This window comes from Mucilaginibacter sp. OK283 (assembly GCF_900110415.1).
Lineage (GTDB): Bacteria > Bacteroidota > Bacteroidia > Sphingobacteriales > Sphingobacteriaceae > Mucilaginibacter.
In genome coordinates, this window is sequence record NZ_FODR01000005.1 from 257330 (window position 1) to 279711 (window position 22382).

27 protein-coding genes are annotated in these 22382 nt (G+C 42.1%); 13 read left to right on the plus strand and 14 right to left on the minus strand.

The genetic code is table 11. The features are described 5' to 3' along the window. Window positions 1-72: 72 nt before the first annotated feature. Both BMX56_RS14095 and BMX56_RS14100 read right to left on the minus strand, forming a co-directional pair. The gene (locus BMX56_RS14095; RefSeq protein ID WP_090648895.1) at window positions 73-747 is read right to left on the minus strand and encodes a hypothetical protein; all 675 of its coding nucleotides are present in this window, start codon (window positions 745-747) and stop codon (window positions 73-75) included. A gap of 12 nt (window positions 748-759) precedes the next feature. Then, window positions 760-1371 carry a phosphatase PAP2 family protein gene (locus BMX56_RS14100; protein WP_090649516.1) on the minus strand — a complete coding sequence of 204 codons (612 nt, stop codon included), beginning with the start codon at window positions 1369-1371 and terminating at the stop codon, window positions 760-762. A gap of 190 nt (window positions 1372-1561) precedes the next feature. On the opposite strand from BMX56_RS14100, the gene BMX56_RS14105 reads away from it, so the two are divergent. Genes BMX56_RS14105 through BMX56_RS14115 form a run of 3 tightly spaced genes read left to right on the plus strand, consistent with a single transcriptional unit; the run spans window position 1562 to window position 3532 of the window. Further along, on the plus strand, window positions 1562-2305 hold the full coding sequence (locus BMX56_RS14105; protein ID WP_090648899.1) for a dioxygenase family protein: 744 nt from the start codon (window positions 1562-1564) through the stop codon (window positions 2303-2305). An 11-nt stretch (window positions 2306-2316) separates the two neighbouring features. Continuing rightward, window positions 2317-2868, plus strand: a complete 552-nt coding sequence (locus BMX56_RS14110; RefSeq protein ID WP_090648905.1) for a hypothetical protein — start codon at window positions 2317-2319, stop codon at window positions 2866-2868. After that, window positions 2831-3532, plus strand: coding sequence for a pirin family protein (locus tag BMX56_RS14115; protein ID WP_090648908.1), 702 nt, complete (start codon window positions 2831-2833; stop codon window positions 3530-3532). Before BMX56_RS14110 ends, BMX56_RS14115 begins: the two co-directional genes overlap by 38 nt. Window positions 3533-3837: 305 nt before the next feature. On the opposite strand, the gene tatA is transcribed toward BMX56_RS14115, so the two are convergent. The 5 genes from tatA to BMX56_RS14140 form a co-directional block, all read right to left on the minus strand. Continuing rightward, the gene (gene tatA / locus BMX56_RS14120) at window positions 3838-3993 is read right to left on the minus strand and encodes a twin-arginine translocase TatA/TatE family subunit (RefSeq protein ID WP_090648911.1); all 156 of its coding nucleotides are present in this window, start codon (window positions 3991-3993) and stop codon (window positions 3838-3840) included. A gap of 142 nt (window positions 3994-4135) precedes the next feature. Continuing rightward, on the minus strand, window positions 4136-5392 hold the full coding sequence (locus BMX56_RS14125; protein ID WP_090648915.1) for an aspartate kinase: 1257 nt from the start codon (window positions 5390-5392) through the stop codon (window positions 4136-4138). Then, window positions 5393-6199 carry a DUF3298 and DUF4163 domain-containing protein gene (locus tag BMX56_RS14130; RefSeq protein ID WP_090648921.1) on the minus strand — a complete coding sequence of 269 codons (807 nt, stop codon included), beginning with the start codon at window positions 6197-6199 and terminating at the stop codon, window positions 5393-5395. A gap of 277 nt (window positions 6200-6476) precedes the next feature. Next, window positions 6477-6932 (minus strand): GNAT family N-acetyltransferase, encoded by a 456-nt coding sequence (locus BMX56_RS14135; RefSeq protein ID WP_090649519.1) that lies wholly within the window; start codon window positions 6930-6932, stop codon window positions 6477-6479. Window positions 6933-7153: 221 nt separating this feature from the next. Then, a complete protein-coding gene (locus BMX56_RS14140) occupies window positions 7154-7843 on the minus strand; it encodes a YggS family pyridoxal phosphate-dependent enzyme (protein ID WP_090648924.1) in 690 nt (229 codons plus the stop codon). 43 nt (window positions 7844-7886) lie between these two features. Here BMX56_RS14140 and BMX56_RS14145 point away from each other — a divergent pair, with 43 nt between their 5' ends. The 5 genes from BMX56_RS14145 to BMX56_RS14165 all read left to right on the plus strand — a co-directional run bounded on the left by BMX56_RS14145 (window position 7887) and on the right by BMX56_RS14165 (window position 13127). After that, entirely contained in the window at window positions 7887-8498 is a 612-nt protein-coding gene (locus BMX56_RS14145) for a DUF4296 domain-containing protein (protein WP_090648927.1), read from the plus strand. Next, the gene (locus tag BMX56_RS14150) at window positions 8479-10848 is read left to right on the plus strand and encodes an endonuclease MutS2 (RefSeq protein WP_090648932.1); all 2370 of its coding nucleotides are present in this window, start codon (window positions 8479-8481) and stop codon (window positions 10846-10848) included. Before BMX56_RS14145 ends, BMX56_RS14150 begins: the two co-directional genes overlap by 20 nt. A 19-nt stretch (window positions 10849-10867) precedes the next feature. Next, complete coding sequence (locus BMX56_RS14155) at window positions 10868-11386, plus strand: hypothetical protein (protein WP_090648936.1); 519 nt, start codon at window positions 10868-10870, stop codon at window positions 11384-11386. 100 nt (window positions 11387-11486) lie between these two features. After that, complete coding sequence (locus BMX56_RS14160) at window positions 11487-11849, plus strand: VOC family protein (RefSeq protein WP_090648940.1); 363 nt, start codon at window positions 11487-11489, stop codon at window positions 11847-11849. A 192-nt stretch (window positions 11850-12041) separates the two neighbouring features. Continuing rightward, the gene (locus BMX56_RS14165; protein WP_090648945.1) at window positions 12042-13127 is read left to right on the plus strand and encodes an SGNH/GDSL hydrolase family protein; all 1086 of its coding nucleotides are present in this window, start codon (window positions 12042-12044) and stop codon (window positions 13125-13127) included. Between the two features lie 177 nt (window positions 13128-13304). Here BMX56_RS14165 and BMX56_RS14170 read toward each other — a convergent pair whose 3' ends face one another. Beyond that, complete coding sequence (locus BMX56_RS14170) at window positions 13305-13847, minus strand: hypothetical protein (protein ID WP_090648950.1); 543 nt, start codon at window positions 13845-13847, stop codon at window positions 13305-13307. Between the two features lie 229 nt (window positions 13848-14076). Between BMX56_RS14170 and BMX56_RS14175 the strand changes: the two genes are divergently transcribed. The 4 genes from BMX56_RS14175 (at window position 14077) to BMX56_RS14190 (ending at window position 16356) form a co-directional block, all read left to right on the plus strand. Next, window positions 14077-14772, plus strand: coding sequence for a CoA transferase subunit A (locus BMX56_RS14175; RefSeq protein ID WP_090648956.1), 696 nt, complete (start codon window positions 14077-14079; stop codon window positions 14770-14772). Window positions 14773-14863: 91 nt separating this feature from the next. Continuing rightward, window positions 14864-15214 carry a four helix bundle protein gene (locus tag BMX56_RS14180; protein ID WP_090648961.1) on the plus strand — a complete coding sequence of 117 codons (351 nt, stop codon included), beginning with the start codon at window positions 14864-14866 and terminating at the stop codon, window positions 15212-15214. A gap of 57 nt (window positions 15215-15271) precedes the next feature. Beyond that, on the plus strand, window positions 15272-15928 hold the full coding sequence (locus tag BMX56_RS14185) for a 3-oxoacid CoA-transferase subunit B (protein ID WP_090648966.1): 657 nt from the start codon (window positions 15272-15274) through the stop codon (window positions 15926-15928). Window positions 15929-16020: 92 nt separating this feature from the next. Continuing rightward, window positions 16021-16356 carry a superinfection immunity protein gene (locus BMX56_RS14190; RefSeq protein WP_090648970.1) on the plus strand — a complete coding sequence of 112 codons (336 nt, stop codon included), beginning with the start codon at window positions 16021-16023 and terminating at the stop codon, window positions 16354-16356. 79 nt (window positions 16357-16435) lie between these two features. Here the strand turns inward: BMX56_RS14190 and BMX56_RS14195 are convergent, their stop codons facing one another. Genes BMX56_RS14195 through BMX56_RS14205 form a run of 3 tightly spaced genes read right to left on the minus strand, consistent with a single transcriptional unit; the run spans window position 16436 to window position 18878 of the window. Beyond that, complete coding sequence (locus BMX56_RS14195) at window positions 16436-17068, minus strand: uridine kinase family protein (protein ID WP_090648974.1); 633 nt, start codon at window positions 17066-17068, stop codon at window positions 16436-16438. Beyond that, entirely contained in the window at window positions 17061-18092 is a 1032-nt protein-coding gene (locus tag BMX56_RS14200) for a LysM peptidoglycan-binding domain-containing protein (RefSeq protein ID WP_090648977.1), read from the minus strand. Before BMX56_RS14200 ends, BMX56_RS14195 begins: the two co-directional genes overlap by 8 nt. 6 nt (window positions 18093-18098) lie before the next feature. Further along, window positions 18099-18878 carry a DUF4905 domain-containing protein gene (locus BMX56_RS14205; RefSeq protein ID WP_177183813.1) on the minus strand — a complete coding sequence of 260 codons (780 nt, stop codon included), beginning with the start codon at window positions 18876-18878 and terminating at the stop codon, window positions 18099-18101. A gap of 95 nt (window positions 18879-18973) precedes the next feature. Here BMX56_RS14205 and BMX56_RS14210 point away from each other — a divergent pair, with 95 nt between their 5' ends. Beyond that, on the plus strand, window positions 18974-19453 hold the full coding sequence (locus tag BMX56_RS14210) for a Dps family protein (RefSeq protein WP_090648986.1): 480 nt from the start codon (window positions 18974-18976) through the stop codon (window positions 19451-19453). A 228-nt stretch (window positions 19454-19681) separates the two neighbouring features. Here the strand turns inward: BMX56_RS14210 and BMX56_RS14215 are convergent, their stop codons facing one another. The 3 genes from BMX56_RS14215 to BMX56_RS14225 all read right to left on the minus strand — a co-directional run bounded on the left by BMX56_RS14215 (window position 19682) and on the right by BMX56_RS14225 (window position 22354). After that, entirely contained in the window at window positions 19682-20038 is a 357-nt protein-coding gene (locus BMX56_RS14215; RefSeq protein WP_090648991.1) for a hypothetical protein, read from the minus strand. Between the two features lie 80 nt (window positions 20039-20118). Continuing rightward, entirely contained in the window at window positions 20119-21051 is a 933-nt protein-coding gene (locus tag BMX56_RS14220; protein ID WP_090648995.1) for a helix-turn-helix domain-containing protein, read from the minus strand. Window positions 21052-21265: 214 nt separating this feature from the next. Beyond that, window positions 21266-22354, minus strand: coding sequence for a DUF695 domain-containing protein (locus BMX56_RS14225; RefSeq protein WP_090649000.1), 1089 nt, complete (start codon window positions 22352-22354; stop codon window positions 21266-21268). Window positions 22355-22382 lie beyond the last annotated feature (28 nt).

Below are 22382 nucleotides of genomic sequence, written 5' to 3' on the forward strand. Positions count from 1 at the left end.
AAAATGTGCAGATTACAGATTTCAGATGTGCAGATGAGTTTTTGAATTTGAAAATTGACAAGGTGATATGCATTAAATTTTAGAAAAGACATTGGCAGTTTCTTTTTTATTGGGCCGTACCAATCTCAAATATTTTCTCTCGAATTTAAATGGCAAAAATGGTTCGATGCTGTCGATATATTTTTCAAATTCACTATCCGCTTGTTCAAAAGGAAACCACAAAGTCATGCTAATACAGTTACTTCGCGATAACCACACCAAGATTCCAGAGGTGTATTGTTGATTTGGTAATATAGTTTTTGAAATAGGATCGATCAATTCAAAGTCGTAAGATAACATCAGATCAACCGGGCCTAAATTATATTTTGGCCAAGGCTGGCCGATAATCATGAAATCGATGGCTTTTTCTAAATCATCATTTATCAATTGCCATTCTATTTTTTGTTGTTTTGTAGGGATATTGTCAGGATAATGATAACCTACTGGAGTGGCTGTACCATTGCCGAAAAGCTTTTTAATTTTATCTATTACTACATTAGCCAATTCCGGAGATTCTCCATGATCTTCATCGGCAGTATAACCTTTGAGGTAAATATTTTGAGGTATAGTTACATCTGCTGTTGTGCAATTAACTAAAAATATTTTTATTTTTTCCCAGGCATTTTCAATTTTTCTTCCTCCTATTAAGGCTTGGGTTATTCTGCTTGCGGGCAAGCTATAAAGGATATATGGTTTCTTTGCTATCATAAAGGCAATTTTCTACTTCTTCAAAAACAACATCGGCAACGCGCTCGCAGCTCCCAGTCCCGCACCCGTTGCTACATCTGTAGGGTAATGTACCCCCAGGTACATCCTTGAATACGCGGTTGAGCCCGCCCATAGATACGCGGGAACTATCACATACCATTTTGGATAAGCGGCAGATAAAGCCGTTGCTGTGGCAAATGATGATGAACTATGCCCCGATGGAAAAGAGTAGTTTCCGGGGCGGTAAACGGGTGTGATATTGATGTTCTGGATGAATGGCCGCGGGCGCTTTACCAGTACTTTTATGAGTTGGGTTAACCCGGCGGAGATGGCCGTGCTGCTGGCTACGTAAAGGGCATTTTGCCGCATCTCCTTATTATTACCGATGATACCGCCAACCAGCAGGCCCGCAGGTACGCCAATATTGCCATATTCCAGGTGATTGCTCATGAACAGGAAAAAACCGGTTTGGGCCGGAGTGCGGTGTTCCTGTAAATTTATCAGGATGGCATCATCAAATGGTGGAGTGCGTAACTGTGCGAAGGTAGTGTTAATATGCAGGCATAAAAGCAGTTGCGATGGAAGCGCGATGACTAAAAATCTGAAACGTAAATACCCGCGCATTGCCATTTTTAGTTTTAGGGATTTGTATTGCCCCAATATAAGGCTATTTACAGCGATTTGTTTAGCCGGTTTATCTTTTCATCGACACAAAACTCTCGCTTACCGACACTTGGTATGTCACTTTCCTGATACATTTTACTTTTGAATCGTTAACCGGCATCACAAAATATAAACTAAAAAGATTAAAGTCATGGAACGTAAAAATTTCTTAAAAAGCCTGATGATAGGCGCAGTGTCAACATCGGTATTGGTTGAAGCCTGCAAAAAAGATTCAGTAACCACTACTACAAGCAGTACATCAGGCACCACTTCTTCGTCGAGTAGTTCTTCCGGGTCAAGTTCCAGCTCGGGCACCTGCAGTGTTATCGAAACCGAAACCGAGGGGCCTTATCCAACCCATTCACCGGCATCATATGTACGTAGCGATATTACCGGCGACCGTACCGGTTATAAAATGACTGTTAATATTACCGTTAACAACAGCAATAACAGTTGTAATGCCTTATCGGGCGCGCAGGTTGATATCTGGCATTGCGATGCCGAGGGCAATTATTCGGAGTATGGCGGCAGCGGCTCACAAGCTACCAATTATACTTCGGTGCATTTTTTACGTGGCAGGCAAACTACCGATGCCAACGGCCTGGTTAGTTTTACCTCTATTTTCCCCGGTTGGTACACCGGCCGTGCAACGCACATTCATGTGCATATATATAATTCGGCAGGTACATCATTAAAAGTTACACAAATAGCTTTTCCTGAAGGTACGGGAACTGCATTGGCTAGTGTGGCAGGATACAGTAAGGGAATGAGCGGTTATACCTATAACGCTACCGACGGCGTGTTCAGCGATGGCTATGCCCTTGAGCTGGCCACCATTACCGGCAGCAAGACAGCCGGCTTTGTATTGTCAATCAGCATGAGCGTATCTGCTTAACCAGAAATAACATGGACACCCGCGTAATTACACTTTGCTATCGAAAAATTATCGATATAAACTCAGCCAAACAATGGGATAAGGTGGTGTTTGAGGCATCGTACATGGAGTTTAAAATGCAGGCCCAAAACTACAGCCACGGTACCGCTTTTACCAGCTATGCCAACCTGCTAAAACATGTGCCCAATGCCAAAAGGCTTGCCGGCATGGTTACCCCGGCCATAACCGGGTATTTGCAGCAGTTAGGTGGTATAGTGCCCGATGTGCTTAATAATGTGGGTAAGCGTTTTTTAAAGTTCGATAAATTTCAGTTCGAGATCATCAACTCCGATATTAACGACAAAGCCAGGCACCAGGTGGCTGTTAATTTTTATACAGACACGCTGGTTTGGCACGATACCATTGCCGACTTTTTGCTGGTAGCCGATTACCGGCCCCAAGCAACCGGCGACGAAGAAGTGCTGAGCAACCTGTTTAAACTGCCGCCATATGTAAATATTCATTCACTCCAAAAATTGCAACAACATGGAAAAGACCTCACCCGGGCAGATTCACCTTGCTGATCAGCGGGTAATTACCGAAAATAATACCTTCAGGCGGTGCAGCACTTTTAATTACGACGGGCATTTTAATGAGCACCGTAAGGCTTTTGGCCCCCTGCGTGTATTTAACGACGAGATTTTGGCTGCCGGTAAATCAATTTCCATACAGGTACAAAACGCCTGCTATTTTGTAGCGGTGCCGGTAACCGGCGCCCTGCTTGTTGAGGATACCGAAGGGAAAAGTACGGTAGTTGATGTAGGCGAGGTATATATTAATTACGCAAACAGCGGCGATATTTTAACTTTAAATAACCCATACCCAAATGATTGGGTTAACTTTTTACAGCTGCAGATAGATGCTGATACAGAAGTGTTCCCGTTTTTTAAGCAAACCTTTTGCTTTGATTTTGTGGGCAGGCAAAATGAATTGATAAGTATTATTCCCACTTTATTCAGGCTGCCTTTTAACCTGCACATAGGTCGGTTTGATGGACGTGCCGATGCCCTTTATCAGTTGAAAACACCCGGTTCGCTGTTTTATGCATTTGTAATTGCAGGCGCCTTTGAGCTGCAAGGCCGCCTGATGCACGAACGCGACGGCCTTGCTTTGTGGGGCCTGCAAGAAGCTGATATGGAGGCTTTAAGTAATAGCGCCGTGATGCTGGTTTTGGAAATGGAGGGATAAAATAAAAAAAATGTCATTTCAAACGAACCAGAGGTGGGCTAAGTAGGAGGGGTGAGGAGAAATCTTATACGCTCTGCAATGCGACTATGCTTATGTATTGCAAAGCGTATAGGATTTCTCCTCACGCCAACACTCAAAGCCCGCCCCAGTTCGTTCGAAATGACAATTTTTCTTTTATTAAAAAGATGTGTTCACAAGGTAGCCTTGTTTATATGGATAACATTTATTGATAATGTTTTTGCAAGCAAAAAAGGCGCATCGAGATAACTCATGCGCCTTTGTTAGTTTTCCTTTTTTTAGTTAAATTATTCTTTAATGGCTGCGTCTTTTTCGGTTTTACCATCGTTAAATGCTTTTATACCCTGGCCCATGCCGCGCATCAGCTCAGGGATTTTTTTGCCGCCAAACAATAACAATACTGCAATAATGATGAGTATTATTTCAGGTGCTCCTAATCCCATAATTTTAAGTTTTTTTGATGAATGTTTTAATTATTAATCCCTTATCAACCTAAAAGTACCAAAGTCGACACATTATACAGGGCATTGTATCGGCGAGGTGCTAATTTGTGCCGATGAATTGGTTGTCGCGTCCGAAAATACCTTATCTCACCACCATTTGCGCCGTATTCCTGCTGATTTGTTCCAGTAAGATCGTTTTGCCTGCAGTTAATTCTTTTAGCGAATCTTCATCATAATGCCTGGTGGTAATCAGCGTTAAGCCACTATTGTATTTTACTTTAAATTCCTGCTTAAGATTACGCAGCAGTTTTTCAAAGCGCTCCTCATTAAAATCAAAACAAACCGTAAAACTAAGGGCCGAGGTTTGCATTACGTTTACCTTTACCTGGTTTTGGGCAAACAAGCCAAAAATGCCGCTCAGGTGATCTTCGGATATAAATGAATAATCAATTGGCGAAATGGAAAGTAATACCTGGTTTTGTTTCAGGATAATAACCGGCTTTTCAAACTTGTTGAAGCCATCTTCTTTAATCACGGTGCCGGGAGCATCGGGATGGGTAAAAGGCTTTACCAACAAAGGTATTTTGGCGTTTTGCAACGGCTTTATTGTCTTTGGGTGGATAACGCTGGCGCCGTAATAAGTCATCTCGATGGCTTCGGTATAAGATAGTTCATCAAATTTTACCGTGTCGGCGAAATATTTGGGGTCGGCATTCAGGATACCGGGAACATCTTTCCAGGTTGTAACCGATTCAGCACCCAAACAGGAGGCAAATATAGATGCAGTATAATCAGATCCCTCGCGGCCCAAAGTGGTAGTGAAATTTTCGGATGTGCCACCCAAAAAACCCTGGGTTACCACAACGCCTTTTTGCAGCATGGCAGGGATATCCTTGCTGATGCTTGTCCGCGTTTTATCCCATTGTACAATGCCCTCGCGGTAGCTGTTATCGGTGTGGATATAGCCACGCACATCAAGCCATTGGCTTTTTATACCGGCTTTGTTAAGGTAAGCAGATACAATGCGGGTTGATACCAATTCGCCAATAGATACCACCTGGTCGTAAATAAAATCGTAGCTATCGTGCGGCTCATCTTCAATGGCCCAGTCAATTTCCACAAAAGTATTGGCAACATCATCAAAAACAGGATCGTTGGCATCAAACAACTCATGCAAAATATCAAAGTGATATTGTTTGATGCTGTCGAAGATGCTATGCATATCCTCGGTTTGATCTACATAAGCCTTGGTGAGCTTCTCCAGCGCGTTGGTGGTTTTGCCCATGGCCGATACCACGATGAGTAATTGTTGGCCATAGTATTGCTTTACAACACTGGCTAAATTGATAATACCATCGGCATCCTTAACTGATGCCCCTCCGAATTTAAATACAAGCATTTATTTAATGAATTTACCCACAACCGAATTTGGCCGAAGTAATGTTTTAATTTGTGAATAGGGGATAAACAACCCGGTTATCCCGGCAGCATAGGGCTTAATTTCATATTGGTTGTAGATGAATTTGAGCCCTATGGGTGTAACCGAAAAATTATCGTTCAGCGCGAATTTATTGTCCTTAAAAAAATAGTCGCGGGCCAGGGATGCTGTATCATTTAGCTTTTCCTCCTTACGGAAAATTCCCTCGGCAATGGCCTTTAGTTTATCGGCATAACCGTCAATAAAAAGATCATTTAAGGTGATGCTTTTGTTGGCTTTGGTATTCCAGTTGATAAAATATGTTCCCGATGATCCGTGTGCGCCGCCCTGATAGGTATAACCACCAACTTCGAGGGTGGTTATGCTGGAATCCTGCATCAACACTTTGGCATAGCTGTCGAGCGTAAAAAACATGCTTGACCGTGGATCCGTTTTTTTAAAATCGGCGTAAGCTTTTAAAAAATGTTTACCCATCAGTTCAATGCTGCTATCTGGTTTGCCATCCATTGCAAACAAGCTGGTGAGCTTTTGAGTAACCGAATCGTTAAGCTTTTGCTGAGCCGTAAATACAGGGTATTTTACTTTTACCACGGTACAACCGCTATCCGGTTTGCTGCCGCAATCTGCCGCACGCTCATGAATAGATTTATAAGTATAGGCAAGCGTGTCTTTTATTGTTTGTTTATCTTCTTTGGGTTTAACGCTCCATTGGCACGATGCAAATGCAAATCCAACTAAAATAAAACAAAGCCTGTTGATGGTTTTCATGTTAGATGTTGTTTTAATAGTTATAGCTTAATACACCAATAGCTTGTTTGGTTTTACAAGGGCATTGTTTTTGAACGCTGGCGAAGACTCACCCGACGAGGCTTCGCCCGTCACCCTCTCTTCACCTGCGGTGGAAAGAGGGGCTTGGAATTTGACTAATGTTGCTCATTTACAATAATTTATCTGTAGTCAAGCCCCTCTTTCCGGCGAAGCCGAAGAGAGGGTGGCCAGCGCAGCGTAGCCGGGTGATTCTTCCCCGCCATGCAACGCCGGTTTGTTAATACTGCTCCAACTGCTCTTTCGACAACGACACATTAAGCCACCCCGCCTCAATATTAGCCTCGTATTTTTTGTAAAAGTTAATAGCCGGTTCGTTCCAGTCAAGCACTTGCCAAACCATGCCGCTAAAGCCAAGTTCTTTGGCTTCCACAATTAACCTTTCAATCAAAAGCTTGCCAATTTTTTGGCCGCGATATGCCTCGGTAACAATTAAATCTTCCAGGTACAAGCGGCAGCCTTTCCAGGTTGAGTAGCGGATATAATAAAGCGCGAAACCCACTATCAGTCCGTCAACTTCGGCCACGTAAGCCTTCCAAACAGGTTTGGCGCCAAAACCGGCATCAATAAACTCGTCTAAAGTAACGGTTACTTCCTCCGGCGCCCGCTCAAATAAGGCCAGCTCATGCACCAGTTCCAACAACCGCGGGCAATCTTCAACGGTGGCAACACGCAAGGTAGCCGAAGCCCCCCCCGCCCCCTGAAGGGGGAGCTTTTGATTGGTATGGTTTGTTATTTCGTTAGTTTCCAATTCTGTAAATTCTTTAATTATGTAAACCGTGCAGCGCTCTTGAGCACCTATTAAAACAAATAATTTGCGAAAAATTCCGGCCCAGTTACCCCAATCAACCTAATCAACCACTCACTACTCACTACTCACTACTCACTACTCACCAACTAATTATTCTTCCAATGCTTCACCACCCTGGTGCCAAAAATAGTGCTGCCCAGGCGTACCATGTTGCTGCCTTGCTCAATGGCTATTTTATAGTCGGACGACATGCCCATCGATAAAATGTTAAAACTATCATCTTTTCTGAAATAGCTCACTTTTATTCCGTCAAAAAAGGTCTTCAGTTCGTAATATTCCTCTTTTACCTGCTTTTCGTTATCGGTATTAGTGGCAATGCCCATTAACCCGCGTATGCGAACGTTTTTACAAGCTGCAAATTCATCAGATCGTAATAGCTCTATCGCCTCATCAAAACCCAGCCCAAATTTAGTTTCCTCGTCGGCAATATAAATTTGCAGCAGGCAATCAATTACCCTGTCGGCTTTTTGGGCATGCTTGTTTATTTCCTGTAGCAGCTTTACGCTATCAACAGATTGTATCATGCTTACAAAAGATGCTATGTATTTTACCTTATTGGTTTGCAGGTGGCCAATCAGGTGCCATTCAATATCCTTGGGCAATTGCTCGTATTTTTCAACCAGTTCCTGTACCTGGTTTTCGCCAAATAAACGCTGCCCGGCATCATATGCTTCCTGCAATACGGCAGCGGGTTTTGTTTTTGATACGGCTAACAATATTATCTTGTCGGCCTCCGTTTCTTTTTTTAAGCTTTTGATATTATCTGCAATGCTCATTTATCCGTAAATTTGCTTAATTAATCAGCCGCTAAATTACAGAATGTATAAATACTTGACCTTGTTTTTTTCAGTAACACTTTTTTTGTGCGGTTGCAAAAGCGATAGTGTCCCCTCAAAATTTATCCAGCCCAAACAAATGACTGGCTTATTGATACAGATACACCTCATAGACGGTTCGTTATATAACGGTTTGCAGGGGGGCGATAGCCTGTACAAATATGGCATGGGCAAATATTTAGCAGCCTTTAAAAAATTCAATACCGATTCGGCCCAGTTCAGGAAAAGCATGCAGTACTACGCCAGCGAACCCGATAAGCTGTTTAAAATATATGACTCTGTTGAGGTTAGGATAAAAACCATGTCGGATTCTGTTAACCTGGCTCAAAACAAACAGCGAATGGCTAATCAAAAAGCCGATTCGTTGAAGGCCGATTCGGTAAGAAAAGCGATGCTTAGACCGAAAACTGCTGCCCAAAAAGCCGATTCGGTTAAGCAGGCAAAAATCAGGGAAAGCGTGATGGCGCGGAAGGCCGATTCGCTAAAGAACGATTTAGCTAAACAAGCAAAAATCAGAAGAGCGATGAATTCAAAAATCGACTCGGCAAAAAAATTAAAACATAGAAAAAAACTTAATGCTGTACCCATTAAATAGTGTAGATAAGCTTGGGTTTACCGAAGTAAAGGAATTAATAAAAGCTCATTGCCTGAGCGAAATGGGCCAGCAAATGGTTGATAAGATACAGGTGATGAGCAATTACGACCAGATTGCCAAGTTTTTAAGCCAGGCCAACGAGTTCAAAAATATCCTAGTAAACGATGCCGCACTACCCATTCATCATTTTTTTGATATTAAATCCCTGGCCAATAAAGCCCGTATAGAAGGTGTTTTTTTGAGCGAGGAAGAATTTTACCAGGTGCAGGCCTCCCTGCAAACCGTATTTGCCGTTATCGCTTACTTTAGCGAACGGGAAGGCCTTTACCCCAACCTGGAGGCCCTTTTTGAGCACCTGCCTATTGAGAAAGCCATCCTGAAAAAGATTGACGCGGTTATTGACCCTAAAGGAAAAATACGCCCCAATGCATCGCGCGAGTTACAGGAAATAACATCGGGCATAGCCAAAGCCGAGCAGGAAGCCCGCAAAAAGATTGACCAGATATTTAAAAATGCGTCATCAAGCGGCTGGACGGCTGATGGATCGCTCACGGTACGCGATGGCAGGCTGTGTATCCCGCTGTTAGCCGAAAACAAGCGTAAGCTAAAAGGTTTTATCCACGACGAATCGGCCTCGGGCCAAACCGTTTATATGGAACCCGAAGAGGTTTTTACCCTCAACAACCGGGTACGCGACCTGGAATTTGAGCGTCGCCGCGAGATTGTAAAGATATTGACAGCGTTAACAACCGAGTTAAGGCCTTATGCGCCGCTTTTGCTATCATACCACAGCCTGTTAACCAAGCTTGATTTTGTACGCGCCAAGGCCCTGTTTGCCATTGATATTGAAGGCGAAATGCCCCAGGTGGTGAACGAGCCGAAACTAAAATTATTTAATGCCCGTCACCCGCTGCTGTTCCTGAATTTTAAAAAGGAGCAAAAAACGGTGGTGCCTTTAAACGTACAGATTGATGAAGGTACACGCATTATTGTAGTATCGGGCCCTAATGCGGGCGGTAAATCTGTTTGTATGAAAACGGTTGGCCTGCTGCAAATGATGGTTCAGGCGGGCTTGCTGATACCGGCTGCCGAAGCCAGTGTAATAGGTGTGTTTAAGCAGATGTTTGTTGACATAGGTGACGATCAATCCATCGAGAGCGATTTGAGTACCTATAGCGCCCATCTATCCAAAATGAAAAATTTTGTGGAGCAGGCCAATGGTAAAACCCTGATACTGATTGATGAGTTTGGTACCGGTACCGATCCGCAATTTGGCGGGCCCATTGCCGAAGCTGTGCTGGAATCGCTAAACCATAAAAAGGTGAGGGGCATGGTCACTACCCACTACAGTAACCTCAAGATCTTCGCCAGCAATACCGAGGGGATAGAGAATGCATCGATGCTGTTTAATAACGTAGAGATGAAGCCGCTTTACCGGCTGGAAGTTGGCAAGCCCGGCAGCTCGTATGCTTTTGAGATAGCCCAAAAAATAGGCCTGCCGCCAAGTGTACTTAACCTTGCCCGCAATAAAATAAGCGAAGGCCAGAAAAAGGTAGATACCCTGCTGGTTGACCTGGAACGCGAAAAACGCGAGATATCTGAAGCCAAACAAAAGCTGGACAAGCAGCAGCGTAAGGTGAACGAGTTACAGGCCGAGAACGAAAAGCTGAAAAGTTACCTGGACGAAAATAAAAAAGTACTGATACGCGAAGCTAAAGACCAGGCCAAAAATATTATCCTAAACGCCAATAAGCTGGTGGAAAACACCATATCTGAAATTAAAAGCAGCAACGCCGATAAGGAGAAAACCCGCACCCTGCGCGAAAACCTGAACATTGAACTTAAAAAGAACACGGTAAAAGTTGAGCCGGTAAAACAAAGCCCCGCGGCTTCCGCCGAGGAAGAGCTGAAGCCTGGCGACTGGGTAAAATTAACCGATTCGGAAACTACCGGGCAGGTGATTGAGATCATTCGTGATAACGTGGTAATTGCCATCGGCGATTTGCGCACCGTGGCTAAAAAGAAAAAGGTAGAGCGGGTGAGCAAATCGTCGGTGCCTAAAGAGGTGAGGCGTACCATGAACTCGCATACCAGCGATTTCGCTAATTTTAGTCCGGAGATTGACGTGCGCGGCCAGCGCACCGAAGATGCGCTGCACAATATCGAAAAACTGTTTGACCGCGCCCTGATGATGGGTTTTGGTAACCTGAAAATCATCCACGGCAAAGGCGATGGCATTTTGCGCAAAATGATACGCCAATACCTCAAAAAATACGACCAGGTTGATCGCCTTGAGGATGAACATGCAGATAGGGGTGGCGATGGAATAACTTATGTATATTTGAAATAAAAGTAATTATTGATTTAGAATGAGATATTGGTTTGTCTTTTTTCTTTTAATAAATTTATCAGCAAAAGCACAAAGTGTCATTAAGCCTGATATATTAAGGGGTGACACCACGTTTAGTATCCAGGGTGAAAATTATTCTGGTTACGTATTCCCTGCTAAAAGTAAGGTTGATATAGATGCAGAACAAAAAGGAAGATTTACCCCTACGATTGATGATATTAAGGCGGCAGAACTGGCTTTAACTCACATTTCCAAACATCCACAAATAATAGATGGAAAAAAAATGTATGGACGAAAAGTTTTAGCAGATGTTACGCCTGGCTTTAGTAATTACAAAAGGCAGTATGTGGGCTATATAAATGTCGAAAACCAGAAAGTATTGCTTATTAATATTTTGAATTTCAAGAATCGGACTGAAGCCAAGGAATATTTCAAAAATTGGGAACATCATTTTATTATGGGTTTTGATGGCTTTTATGAATATAACTACACAGATTTTAGGTTTAATTTATCAACAAAAAAGATGGAGGATAATTAAACTGGTGAGTAACACGCTGTAAAAATTCATCATCCCGGTTTAAGGAGTAACTTGTGTTTATTTGAAATAAGTTAGTATATTTTCCAAATATTATAAACCAATGGGCCTAAAAACTATCACTCCAATGTTATACACCCGGCAGGTACGGGAAACAGTAGATTATTACATTAGTAACCTGGGCTTTACATGTGTTGGATATGATGAGCGCTGGGGTTGGGCAACGGTTAGCCGCGATGATATCGAAATTATGTTTGCGCTACCCAATGAGCATGAGCCCTTCGGGATGCCCAAGTTTACCGGGTCGTTGTACATCCGTACGGATAAAGTTGATGAGCTGTGGAAGGAACTGAAAGAACAGGCCATCATTTGTTACCCCATTGAAACTTTTGATTTTGGCATGCGCGAATTTGCCATTTACGATTACAACGGGTACCTGTTGCAATTTGGTACTCCGGTTGATTAGTCATTTTGCTTCGTGTCATTAGGTCATTAGTTGGTGTGTGCTTCAAAGGTGCTTGCGAAGGCATTGAAAGGTGTGAGTTTGGTGTTTAAAAGGATGTTGAAGGTGTGCGAACGGTGCATGGCAGGAGGGATGTTTACTGGCTTGTTTTACGCCGGCAAAATTCATAAATTAGGCCTGTAAACCGGCAAAAAAATGCGTAAATTATACTTTATAATTCTGTTCCTGGTAACTTCAGGAGGCCTATTAACCTGCCAGGCGCAAAGCCTGGTGCTCAAAAGCAAGGATACCCATATCCGATACACCGGCCGCATTAACATGACCGATGAGGCTGCGGAATTTTACTGGACAGGTTCATCGGCCGTAATTAACTTTAAAGGTACCGGCGTATCGGCTGTGTTACAGGACGAGCGGGGCGAAAACTATTTTACAATTATTGTAGATGGTAAGGTAACCAACACCTTACACCTGGAAAACGCCCAGAAAACATACACCCTTGCCGAAGGCCTTCCCGACGGTAACCATAGCCTTGAACTATTCAAACGCACCGAATGGGATAAGGGTAAAACCACTTTTGTGCAGTTTATATTGGATAAAGGGGCATCTATATTACCGGCGCCACCTGTTAAAAAACGCAAAATTGAATTTTTTGGTAATTCCATCACCTGTGGCTACGCTGTTGAAGATACTACAGGGCAGGATAGAGGGAGCGCCCCTTACGAGAACGGCTATATTAGCTATGCCGCTATAACGGCACGCCATTATGATGCGGCTTACGTGGCAACGGCTAAAAGCGGCATAGGGGTATTGGTAAGCTGGTTCCCGCTCATTATGCCCGAAATGTATAACCGCCTTGACCCAACCGACCCGACAAGCCTTTGGGACTTTACAAAATATACCCCCGATGTAGTGGTAATCAACCTGTTTCAAAACGATTCGTGGATAGTTAAAATGCCTGATAATCCACAATTTAAAGAACGTTTCGGCACAAAGCCACCCGAGGCTGATCAAATCGTCAAAGCCTACCGGGAGATGGTAAAAAATATCCGCAAAAAATATCCCAAAGCCCAAATTCTTTGCATCCTGGGCAGTATGGATGCCACCAAAGACGGTTCGCCATGGCCCGGATATATCGAAAAGGCCGTTGCAAGTTTAAGCGATAAAGGCATTTACACTCACATGATCCCTTACAAGAATACGCCAGGGCACCCAAGCGCTAAGGAACAGCAGGCCATGGCCGATGACTTGATAGCTTTTATCGATAAGAATATTAAGTGGTGACAAATGTGCAGATTTCAAATTTCAGATGTGCAGATAATTTTTGTCTGAACATGGATTAAGCACATTTATCAGATTTTGATTTGCAAAGCCACATTTCCTGTAAATCATTTAATCAGAAAATACCGAGTTCAAAAAAAAATCTGCACATCTAAAATCTGCATATCTGCACATCAATTTTTATTCCCCAACTTTCTGCTGGTCAGGCACCTCATTTGGCCCTGGTATATTGGCTTGGTTGTCTTCGCCTTTGCCGTCATCGTCGGCGGTTCCTTCCTGGTATTGTTGCTGCGATTCGCCGGGTTTTTCGTCTTCCTCGCTACCGGTATTTTCGCCGTTACCCTGGCTACCTGTAGCCGCATTATAATCTGAATACCCTGACTGGTTAGGATCCTTAAAATTATTATTTTCCGGATGCTCTTCAGATGGCTGCGTGCGGCGGAAGTACTCATTGTTATAACCCGCGTTTTGCGACGGATTGGCCGGGTCATCACCCGATGGTGTCAGGTTGTTTTCGCCAAAACTTTGCCCGCCCATGCCTTGCCCTTCCATACCGGGGGCATCCTGTTTTTTTATGTCGTCTTTCGATGTTGGGTAGCCATGCTGCAGGTTTTCTTCCGTCAGGTTATCATCATCGTCTACCCGATATGCATTAGGCTTATTTTGCGTTTGTTCGTTTGGTAAGTCATTACTTTCGCCAAACCCGTTATCTTTTAATTCCATAGTTTTTATGTGTTGATGGATAATTATAATGTTCTAATTTTCTAATTGTTTTATTTGTTTAATTATCATGAATAATTAAAAATCAAAAGTTAAAAATTGAGAATTAAAACCACTTCAGTATGGTGGCGCGAATAATTTATCGTTGGTGACTACCGATTGAAAAAATCTTGATTCCTGGCTCTTGATTCTTGACTCTTATCAGTAGTTTTGAAATAACCAATTATAAAACATGAACAAAGTAGTAAGTGATGCCGATGAGGCCATTCGCGACATCCGGGATGGTATGACCCTGATGCTTGGTGGTTTTGGTTTATGCGGATTACCCGAAAAATGTATAGCCGCACTGGTGAAAAAAGGAGTAAGCCAGCTTACCTGTATCAGCAACAATGCCGGCGTTGATGACTTTGGCATCGGCCTGATGCTGCAACAACGGCAGGTAAAAAAAATGATTTCATCGTACGTTGGCGAAAACGCTGAATTTGAACGCCAGCTTTTAAGCGGCGAACTTGAGGTGGAGCTGATCCCCCAAGGTACGCTGGCAACACGGTGTATGGCCGCAGGCTACGGCATGCCAGCTATTTTTACCCCGGCGGGCGTTGGTACTGAGGTAGCGATAGGCAAAGAGGTCCGCAATTTTAATGGTAAAGATTACCTGATGGAAATAGCCTTTGATGCCGATTTTGCCATTGTAAAAGCCTGGAAAGGAGATACCATGGGTAACCTTATTTATAAAGCAACCGCCCGGAATTTTAACCCTGTTATGGCTATGGCCGGAAAGGTAACCATTGCAGAGGTAGAAGAACTTGTTGAACCTGGTGACTTGGATCCTGATCACATTCATACGCCGGGAATTTATGTACACCGGATTTTCCAGGGTAAAGACTACGAAAAACGGATTGAACACCGGACGGTAAAGACAATTTGAAAATTTGAGAATTTGAAGATTTGAAAATGTATGAATAATTTGAAGATTTGAAAATGGTTAAAAATGGTTAAAAATGGATAAGAATGATTAAATGAGAGACGATAAAGAAAACCTGATTGTTAAATTGACTTTTGAGTTCGCGCTTGATATTATTGAGTTTTCGGAGGAGTTGGAAGCTAATAGGAAATTCGCTATTGCGAAACAAATCATCAGATCCGGTACATCAATTGGGGCAAATGTGCGTGAAGCTCAAAATGCGGAAAGTAAAAATGATTTTATACATAAGTTTAAAATAGCTGCTAAGGAGGCCGACGAGACTGAGTATTTCCTATTGCTTTGCCAGTTTTCTAAGGGTTATCCGTTTAGTATGTCATTGATTGAGAAGTTGAAGGTGATCAATAAAATATTATCAAAAATTATAGCGAGTGCAAAAAGTGGATAGTATGAAAATTAAATCCATCTTCAAATTTTCAAATCCTCAAATTTTCAAATTAATTTTATGTTAGATAAAAACGGCATCGCTAAACGCATCGCCAAAGAAATAAAAGACGGTTACTATGTTAACCTTGGTATAGGTATCCCCACATTGGTGGCCAATTACATCCCCGAAACGATGGATGTGGTTTTGCAATCGGAGAACGGGTTGTTGGGGATGGGGCCATTTCCGTTTGAGGGAGAAGAAGACCCGGATGTAATTAACGCGGGTAAGCAAACTATTACCATGCTGCCTGGTTCGTCAATATTCGATTCGGCTATGAGTTTCGGGATGATCAGGGCCAGGAAGGTTAACCTGACTATATTAGGCGCCATGGAAGTATCCGAGAACGGGGATATAGCCAACTGGAAAATTCCCGGTAAAATGGTGAAGGGTATGGGTGGTGCTATGGACCTGGTGGCATCGGCAGAAAATATCATTGTAGCCATGCAGCACGTAAACAAAGCGGGCGAATCGAAGTTATTACCTAAGTGCACCTTGCCTTTAACCGGCGTGCACTGTGTAAAAAAGATAGTAACCGAGCTGGGCGTATTTGACGTTTTGCCGCAGGGCGGCTTTAAATTACTGGAGCGGGCCCCCGGCGTAACTGTAGAAGAGATAATAAAAGCGACCGCCGGGGAGTTAATTATAGAAGGAGAGGTGCCGGAGATAGTGCTTTAAAAAAATACCTTAATGAGGTATGGCATTAATAGAAAATTATTTGCATCTTACAGATAAGTTATTGCGTATAAATGACAATATTAAATTAAGTTATGATAGATTATCCAGAACTGATACTAATATTCATTTTGTTATCCATTACAATGCCCGTTTATCTCCTGCCATCTATAATGGCCAGGGAAAAAAATAACTTTTTATCAGTGCTACTGTTGAACGTACTTTTAGGCTGGACTGTGATAGCCTGGATAATTTCGTTAGTTTGGGCGCTCCGCACTGACAAAGACCCGCTGCGATCATACAAACTCAATACCCACAACTGCTGCCCTAAAATAGAAGCTGAACTTACAAAGTTGAGAAACCTGTTCAGGGCCGGCGTAATTACCAAAACCGATTACCACAACGAAACCAGGAAAATTATAGGAAACTAATCTTAATTTGAGGATTTGAAAATTTGAAGATTTGAAAATGTCTGAAATAATTTGTTAATCCTCAAATTTTCAAATTCTTTTAAAAAAGCTTTTCTCTCAAATCAGCTGATATTTCTTCTGTCACCGCGATGATATCGTCTGCAACGTGTGTGTTGTTGGTTATCACCTTATCGCATTCATCTTTGTAAGGTAACAGGAACTCTTTATAGGCTGGCACCACATGGTTTACCCATTTGTACATCACATCATCGTGCGAGTAGCCACGTTCCAGCAAATCGCGTTTAAGGCGGCGCTGCAGGGCTATGTCATCTTCGGCCTCTATGAAAATTTTCATATCCAGCATGCCGGCAATCTCTTTAAAGTGCAGTATAAACAGGCCTTCTACTATCAGGATTGGGGCAGGCTTTATTTCCAGCACCTTTGGGATGGCATCGGGGTTGTTGAAAGTATACTCATGCTTAATAACCGGTTCTTTATTTAAAAGCTTGCCAATATCATCATGAAAATGCCGGTCATCTATAGTCGAGGGTAGATCAAAGTTGTATAGCTTATTCTCCTCCTTGGTCATATTGTGCGCCACGGGGATGTAGTAATCGTCTTGCGATACCAGGGATACTTCATCGGCAGTAAAATGCTCCAGGAAACATTTCAAAAAAAAAGTTTTGCCAGATCCGCTTCCACCGGCAATTCCAATAATATAAGGTTTATTCATTCGGGCTTCCGTAGCTGATATTTACGTTAATGCGTTTATCTAAGGCGCCTAAAGCATCGGCAGTATTTTTGGTCATTACAATGAGCACATTTTTGGTAGCCTCGCTATCGGTGAAACGACCCACTACTTTAGCATAAGTAGTATGATTATTCATCGGGTTGGTGATTTTTATAACCGTGCCTATTGGTGCGGTGCGGTGTAACACCAATTCTTTTTTAGGGTCAAGGCTGGTATCATCTATCCAGGTGGCTACGCCTTTTTCGTTTTTTTCATATAAGCCAAAACGGTTGGCTTTAAATTTTGCGTCGGCACTATCAATTGGCATGTTTGCCGAATCGGTTTTCAATACATCCTGCTTGGCAACCGTCCGTTCTTCTGGCGGCATACCGGTACGAACTTTGATTATCTGGTCGGCTTTTAGATCATCAGAGCTTAAGTTGTTTAAATTTCTGATATCCTCAACTGAAGTATTGAACCTTTTTGCGATAGAGTAAATCGTCTCGCCGGCCGATACCTTGTACTGTTGTACATTATCCATATTTACAGCTGCGGCTGGCTGCGTTGTTGTTGGTGCAGGTGTAGCTGGCTTTGGCGCTGCTGCAACCGGTTGCTGTACTACCGGCGCGGTTTGTGGCTGTGCAACCGGTTGTTGAACTACAGTTGGCGTTTTGGTAACAGGGGGCTGAACCTGGGGCTTTTGCTGTACTACAGCCGGTTGTACCGCAGGTTTTGTAGGCTGCACAGTGGTTGCCGTTTGTGTTTCATCAAATGGCAGGTCGGTAGGTACTTTAATAGTACCGCCAATTTTAAGCGGGGCGTTGTTGTTAAACTGGATAATGGCTTTTGGGCTTACTTTATAGCGCCTGCCTATGGAGTAGTAATTGTCTTTAGGATCTAATTTGTGAAGGATGATTTTTTTACCATTTTGGTTTTCAACACCAATGGAATCTTTAGCAGTGCTTGCAAAAACGGAGACAGAAATGGTTAGTAGGGGAGCGATCAATAAAAGGACCTTTAATTTCATAATATGTTATAATACAGTATTTTGTAAATTTAAAACTATTAACACCGACCTGTTTTTAAGGTAGATCAGTTTATTATCATGTACTACAAACGCCTCGGGCTGCAATTTTTGTATATCGCTTTGCAACAAATCGTGATAAACAGTACCACCTTCATCGTCAAAAATATAAAGGTGCTGTTTAAGTTGCCCGTCCAAAAACGTGTGCAAAGATACAATTCTAAAATTATTGTGCTCAAGGTAATCCACGGTATTTCCGTAGGCGTCAACACCGGGGGGCAAACTTTTAAATGCTTGTGCCGGTAACACCTGCGGGCTTAAAATATGGTTGTTGAAGCCCACATCAATAACAGGCTGATAGGTTCTTACTGTCCCCCCGGTTTTGATATCGGCCAGAACGAGCTTTGGGGGCTGTATTTGAGTATTGTAAACTACCGGTCCAGTTGCCGAGAGATGATCAAATGCCAGGGTGTAATTGCTCCATAAGGTTTTTCCGGACAGCCCGTCAATAGCTGTTAATCCCTTGTGTGCCGGGCCTTTTTCTGATTGATAATTATGCAAAACAAGTACTCCGTCAAACGCGGTCTCGATACCTGTAAGCCATCGCTCGGGAGTTGTAAGTCCTTCAAAGTTTACGATACCGCTATCCAGGCTGATTGATGTAAATGAAACCAATTTATCCCCGCTATTGCGTACTTCCAGAAATATAATATTACCCGGCCCGTCAATCTCGATACGCCACACGGGCCATTTACACTGATGTTGGATGAATGGTAGCAACTTTGTCATAAAGTGTGTAAATATGCTTAATATCTTCAAAACAGTGTTAATTTTACCAAACATTGCCGCTGCGGCGGTATTAAAAGCACTAAATCACTACTACTATGAATGCTGAACAAATTAGCTTAGAAGAAACAAAAGTAAAGCCGGTTGTCGACCATTTGAACGATCTTTTGGCAAACTACCACATCCATTACCAAAAACTACGCGGATGCCATTGGAATGTAAAAGGGCCAAGTTTTTTTACGTTGCACCTTAAGTTTGAGGAGTTGTATACCGCTGCTTTATTAACCATTGATGAACTGGCCGAAAGGATCCTATCGTTAGGTAAACCACCGTATAGTACTTTCAAAGACTATATTGAAACTGCCCAAATTAAAGAAATCCAAACCATTGGTTTAAAGGATACCCTAATGGTAAAGGCCATTATTGACGACCTTGCCGCCCTGATAGCCAAGGAAAGGGAAATATTAGATATCACTGCCAAAGCCGGCGACGACGGTACCAACGATATGGTGAACCGCTTTATGCAGTTTAATGAAAAAAATACCTGGATGCTGCGTTCATTTGTGAACGAAGATTAAGGCGTTAATAAAATAGATGCAAGAATTAAGAATCAAGAATTAAGAGGGCCGCTTGCATTTGTAAGTGGCTTTTTTATGAAAATTTTTGCTGATAAAATATAGCGAAATTTATGCAAGTATCTTATTATCTATTACCTTTAAAGCCATTAAACTAATTTATAAAGTAATTAAACATACGTTGATTTAGCTTTGATGATAAGAATGAGTGATGTGTTAATTATAAGTAATTTATCCAAGTGGATATTTCAGATATATCAATGCCAACGGAATTAAAAGAAAAGGTATCTCAATTAAAGCGGTTTTGAATTCACGTACGTAAAAAAACATCACCATCAGGAAAAATATCAGGGCAGCGTTTAAAATGTTACCTGCTAAAAAAGTCTGCGGCATAAGGATAAGTAGTCCGCTTAGCAGTGTCAAAACCGATAGTACTTTTAGTGTAGCCTGGCTTAAATTCAATTTGCCAAACAATTCTGCTTCGAGGCCAGTGGCACCTGGTTTCATTGTTAATCCCTGCCAGCCGTGTTTTATGCTCATAAAGGCTGCAAATAAAATAAGGGCGCCGCTAATTAATTTAATGGTCATGATGTTATGTTGTTATAGCGCTAAGCTACGTGCCATTGTCCATAACATGTTTGCAATCATCAATCAGCTATTTATCAATTTCAAACAATTTTTGCCCGTATCTCAATTGGCGATAGTGATGTTTGTTTTTTAAAGAAGTTTGAAAAGTGCGATAGCTGTTCAAATCCCAGGCTGTAGGCAATTTCTGATATGTTCCAATCGGTTTGTTTGAGCAGGATTTTAGCTTCCTGGATAAGCCGGTTGGTTATATGCTCGGTTGTGGTTTTGCCGGTATTTTCTTTCAAAACTTTATTCAAATGATTACTGTGGACGGCCAAGCGGTCGGCATAATCGCGCGCAGTTCGTAATGTTATTTTTTGCTGTGGAGATGCTATCGGGAATTGCCTTTCCAGCAACTCGATAAACAGGGATGATACCCTGGCCGATGCATTATGCGCACTGTTGTAGGTGGTTAGGGGCTCCAGTTTTTGGCCGTAATGAATTACCTCCATTACATAATTGCGGATAAGATCGTACTTAAACAAATAATTAGAGCTTATTTCCTGCTGCATTTTTTTAAACATCAGCTCCAGTTCGTTTGCCTGCGCATCGGTAACCTGGAAAACCGGGTAGCCACCCGGGCGAAAGATGGGTAATTCATCTAATACAGCCCCACTTTTTGATTGTATTAAAAAATCGCCGGTAAAAATGCAGAAATATCCGGCCTGGTCCGTATCCTGCGGTACCCAGTTATAGGGTATTTTAGGCGTAGCAAAAAGCAAAGCATTTTTTTCGATGTGGATCACCTTATCAGCATATTCCGCAATGTTTTTCCCCCTCACCAGGCTTATTTTGTAGTAAGCCCTGCGGTTGTAGGGCATATGCCCCGGGTCGTCTTTAAAACGAGGAATCAGTTCTTCCAGGTTGAATATATTGAAATGTCCTATTTCTTTATTGATGCCGGCCGGTAACAGCGACTCTGTATCGTCTTTACCTACCTGTTTATAAAATTCGTCGATAGTGATGGCTTGCATAGCTGCTTGTTAAATACTAAGATAAAGGTATTAATTACCACACAATTAAACTGATAGTGATTTGAATATGATAAATATATGATGCTTTATTTCTTAATTTATATCCCCAATACTATGATTTTAAAATACATTGCACTTGAATATAGTAAACAATGATTCTACTGGTAGCCCATCGATACAACATAAATTAATTGCTGTTCGCCGCATGTTATAACTATCTAAACCGCTCGAATGATTGCCAGTATTTGTCTTTATAAACATCATATGTTATATCAACCTGGCCGGAATACTTTTGTACAATACTATAAGCGACAATGGATGGTTTTCTGAAATCTCTGCAGGCAAAATATATATCCCGGGTGTTTTCTGCAGTTTGGCGGCCAATGTTCAGGTAACCGTCGAAGTCTTTCAATTCACGAAGTATATCCTTTTCAATATCATCCAACAGTTGATAGGTTTTGTCGTCGGGCATGCCGTTATTGGCTGTACCGCCATATTTAATTTCAACACTCATAATCCAGGGGTGCGATGCTTTGCTGTCCCAGTTAAGTAAATCGGTGTTAATGATAGCCACCACGGGATTGCCGCTGTTCAGGGTTGCTTCAAGCCCCGAATAAGTGTCGTTTTGTGTGTTGTGTCTTATGCCTTCGTACTTTTCAATAAATTCTTTTTCGCGCCATTTTAAAAAATCTTTTAGTTTGGCTATTGGTACTAATTCTTTTTCCGCCTCGCTTTTACCTATAACATTCACGTTATCTATGGTTGTAGCAAAATTTAGTTCGCCAATGAAATTGTCAAGGAAAATGTATATCCCATTGATGATGGTGTCTTTATTTTTTTGGGTAAGGTCGTCATGTAAAACGGTGATATCTATTTCATCAGGGAATTCATTCGAAGTGTTTGCATAAAAATGGATGTTTTCATCTGCAAATTTATAGCCGCCCATTTTGATATATACGTTTGTAATGTCTAAAGCAGGTTTCAGTGCGGTAAACTTCCAACCATTTATTTGGGGGGCGGCTTTAACAAGCTCTTCTACAAAGGGAATGTTTTTGATTGCGCCATCGGCAGTCAAAACAAGTTTGACGGTATGCTCATCAAATATGCCGGTTGAAAAATAAAATCCATCTTTAAGCTCGTTAAGCTTTGGCGAAAGTTTGTCGAAAAAATCTTTGTGGATATCCCTCTTTTCTTTAACTACTCTGAAAAAAGCCTTTTCATTTTTTTGAAACCAAGTCCAAAAATCTGCGTACGACCTAACAGGTTGTTCGCCACCTTTAAATATATTCTTTAGAAAACTCATCGGCTATAGTTTTTTTAATGATAGGGCA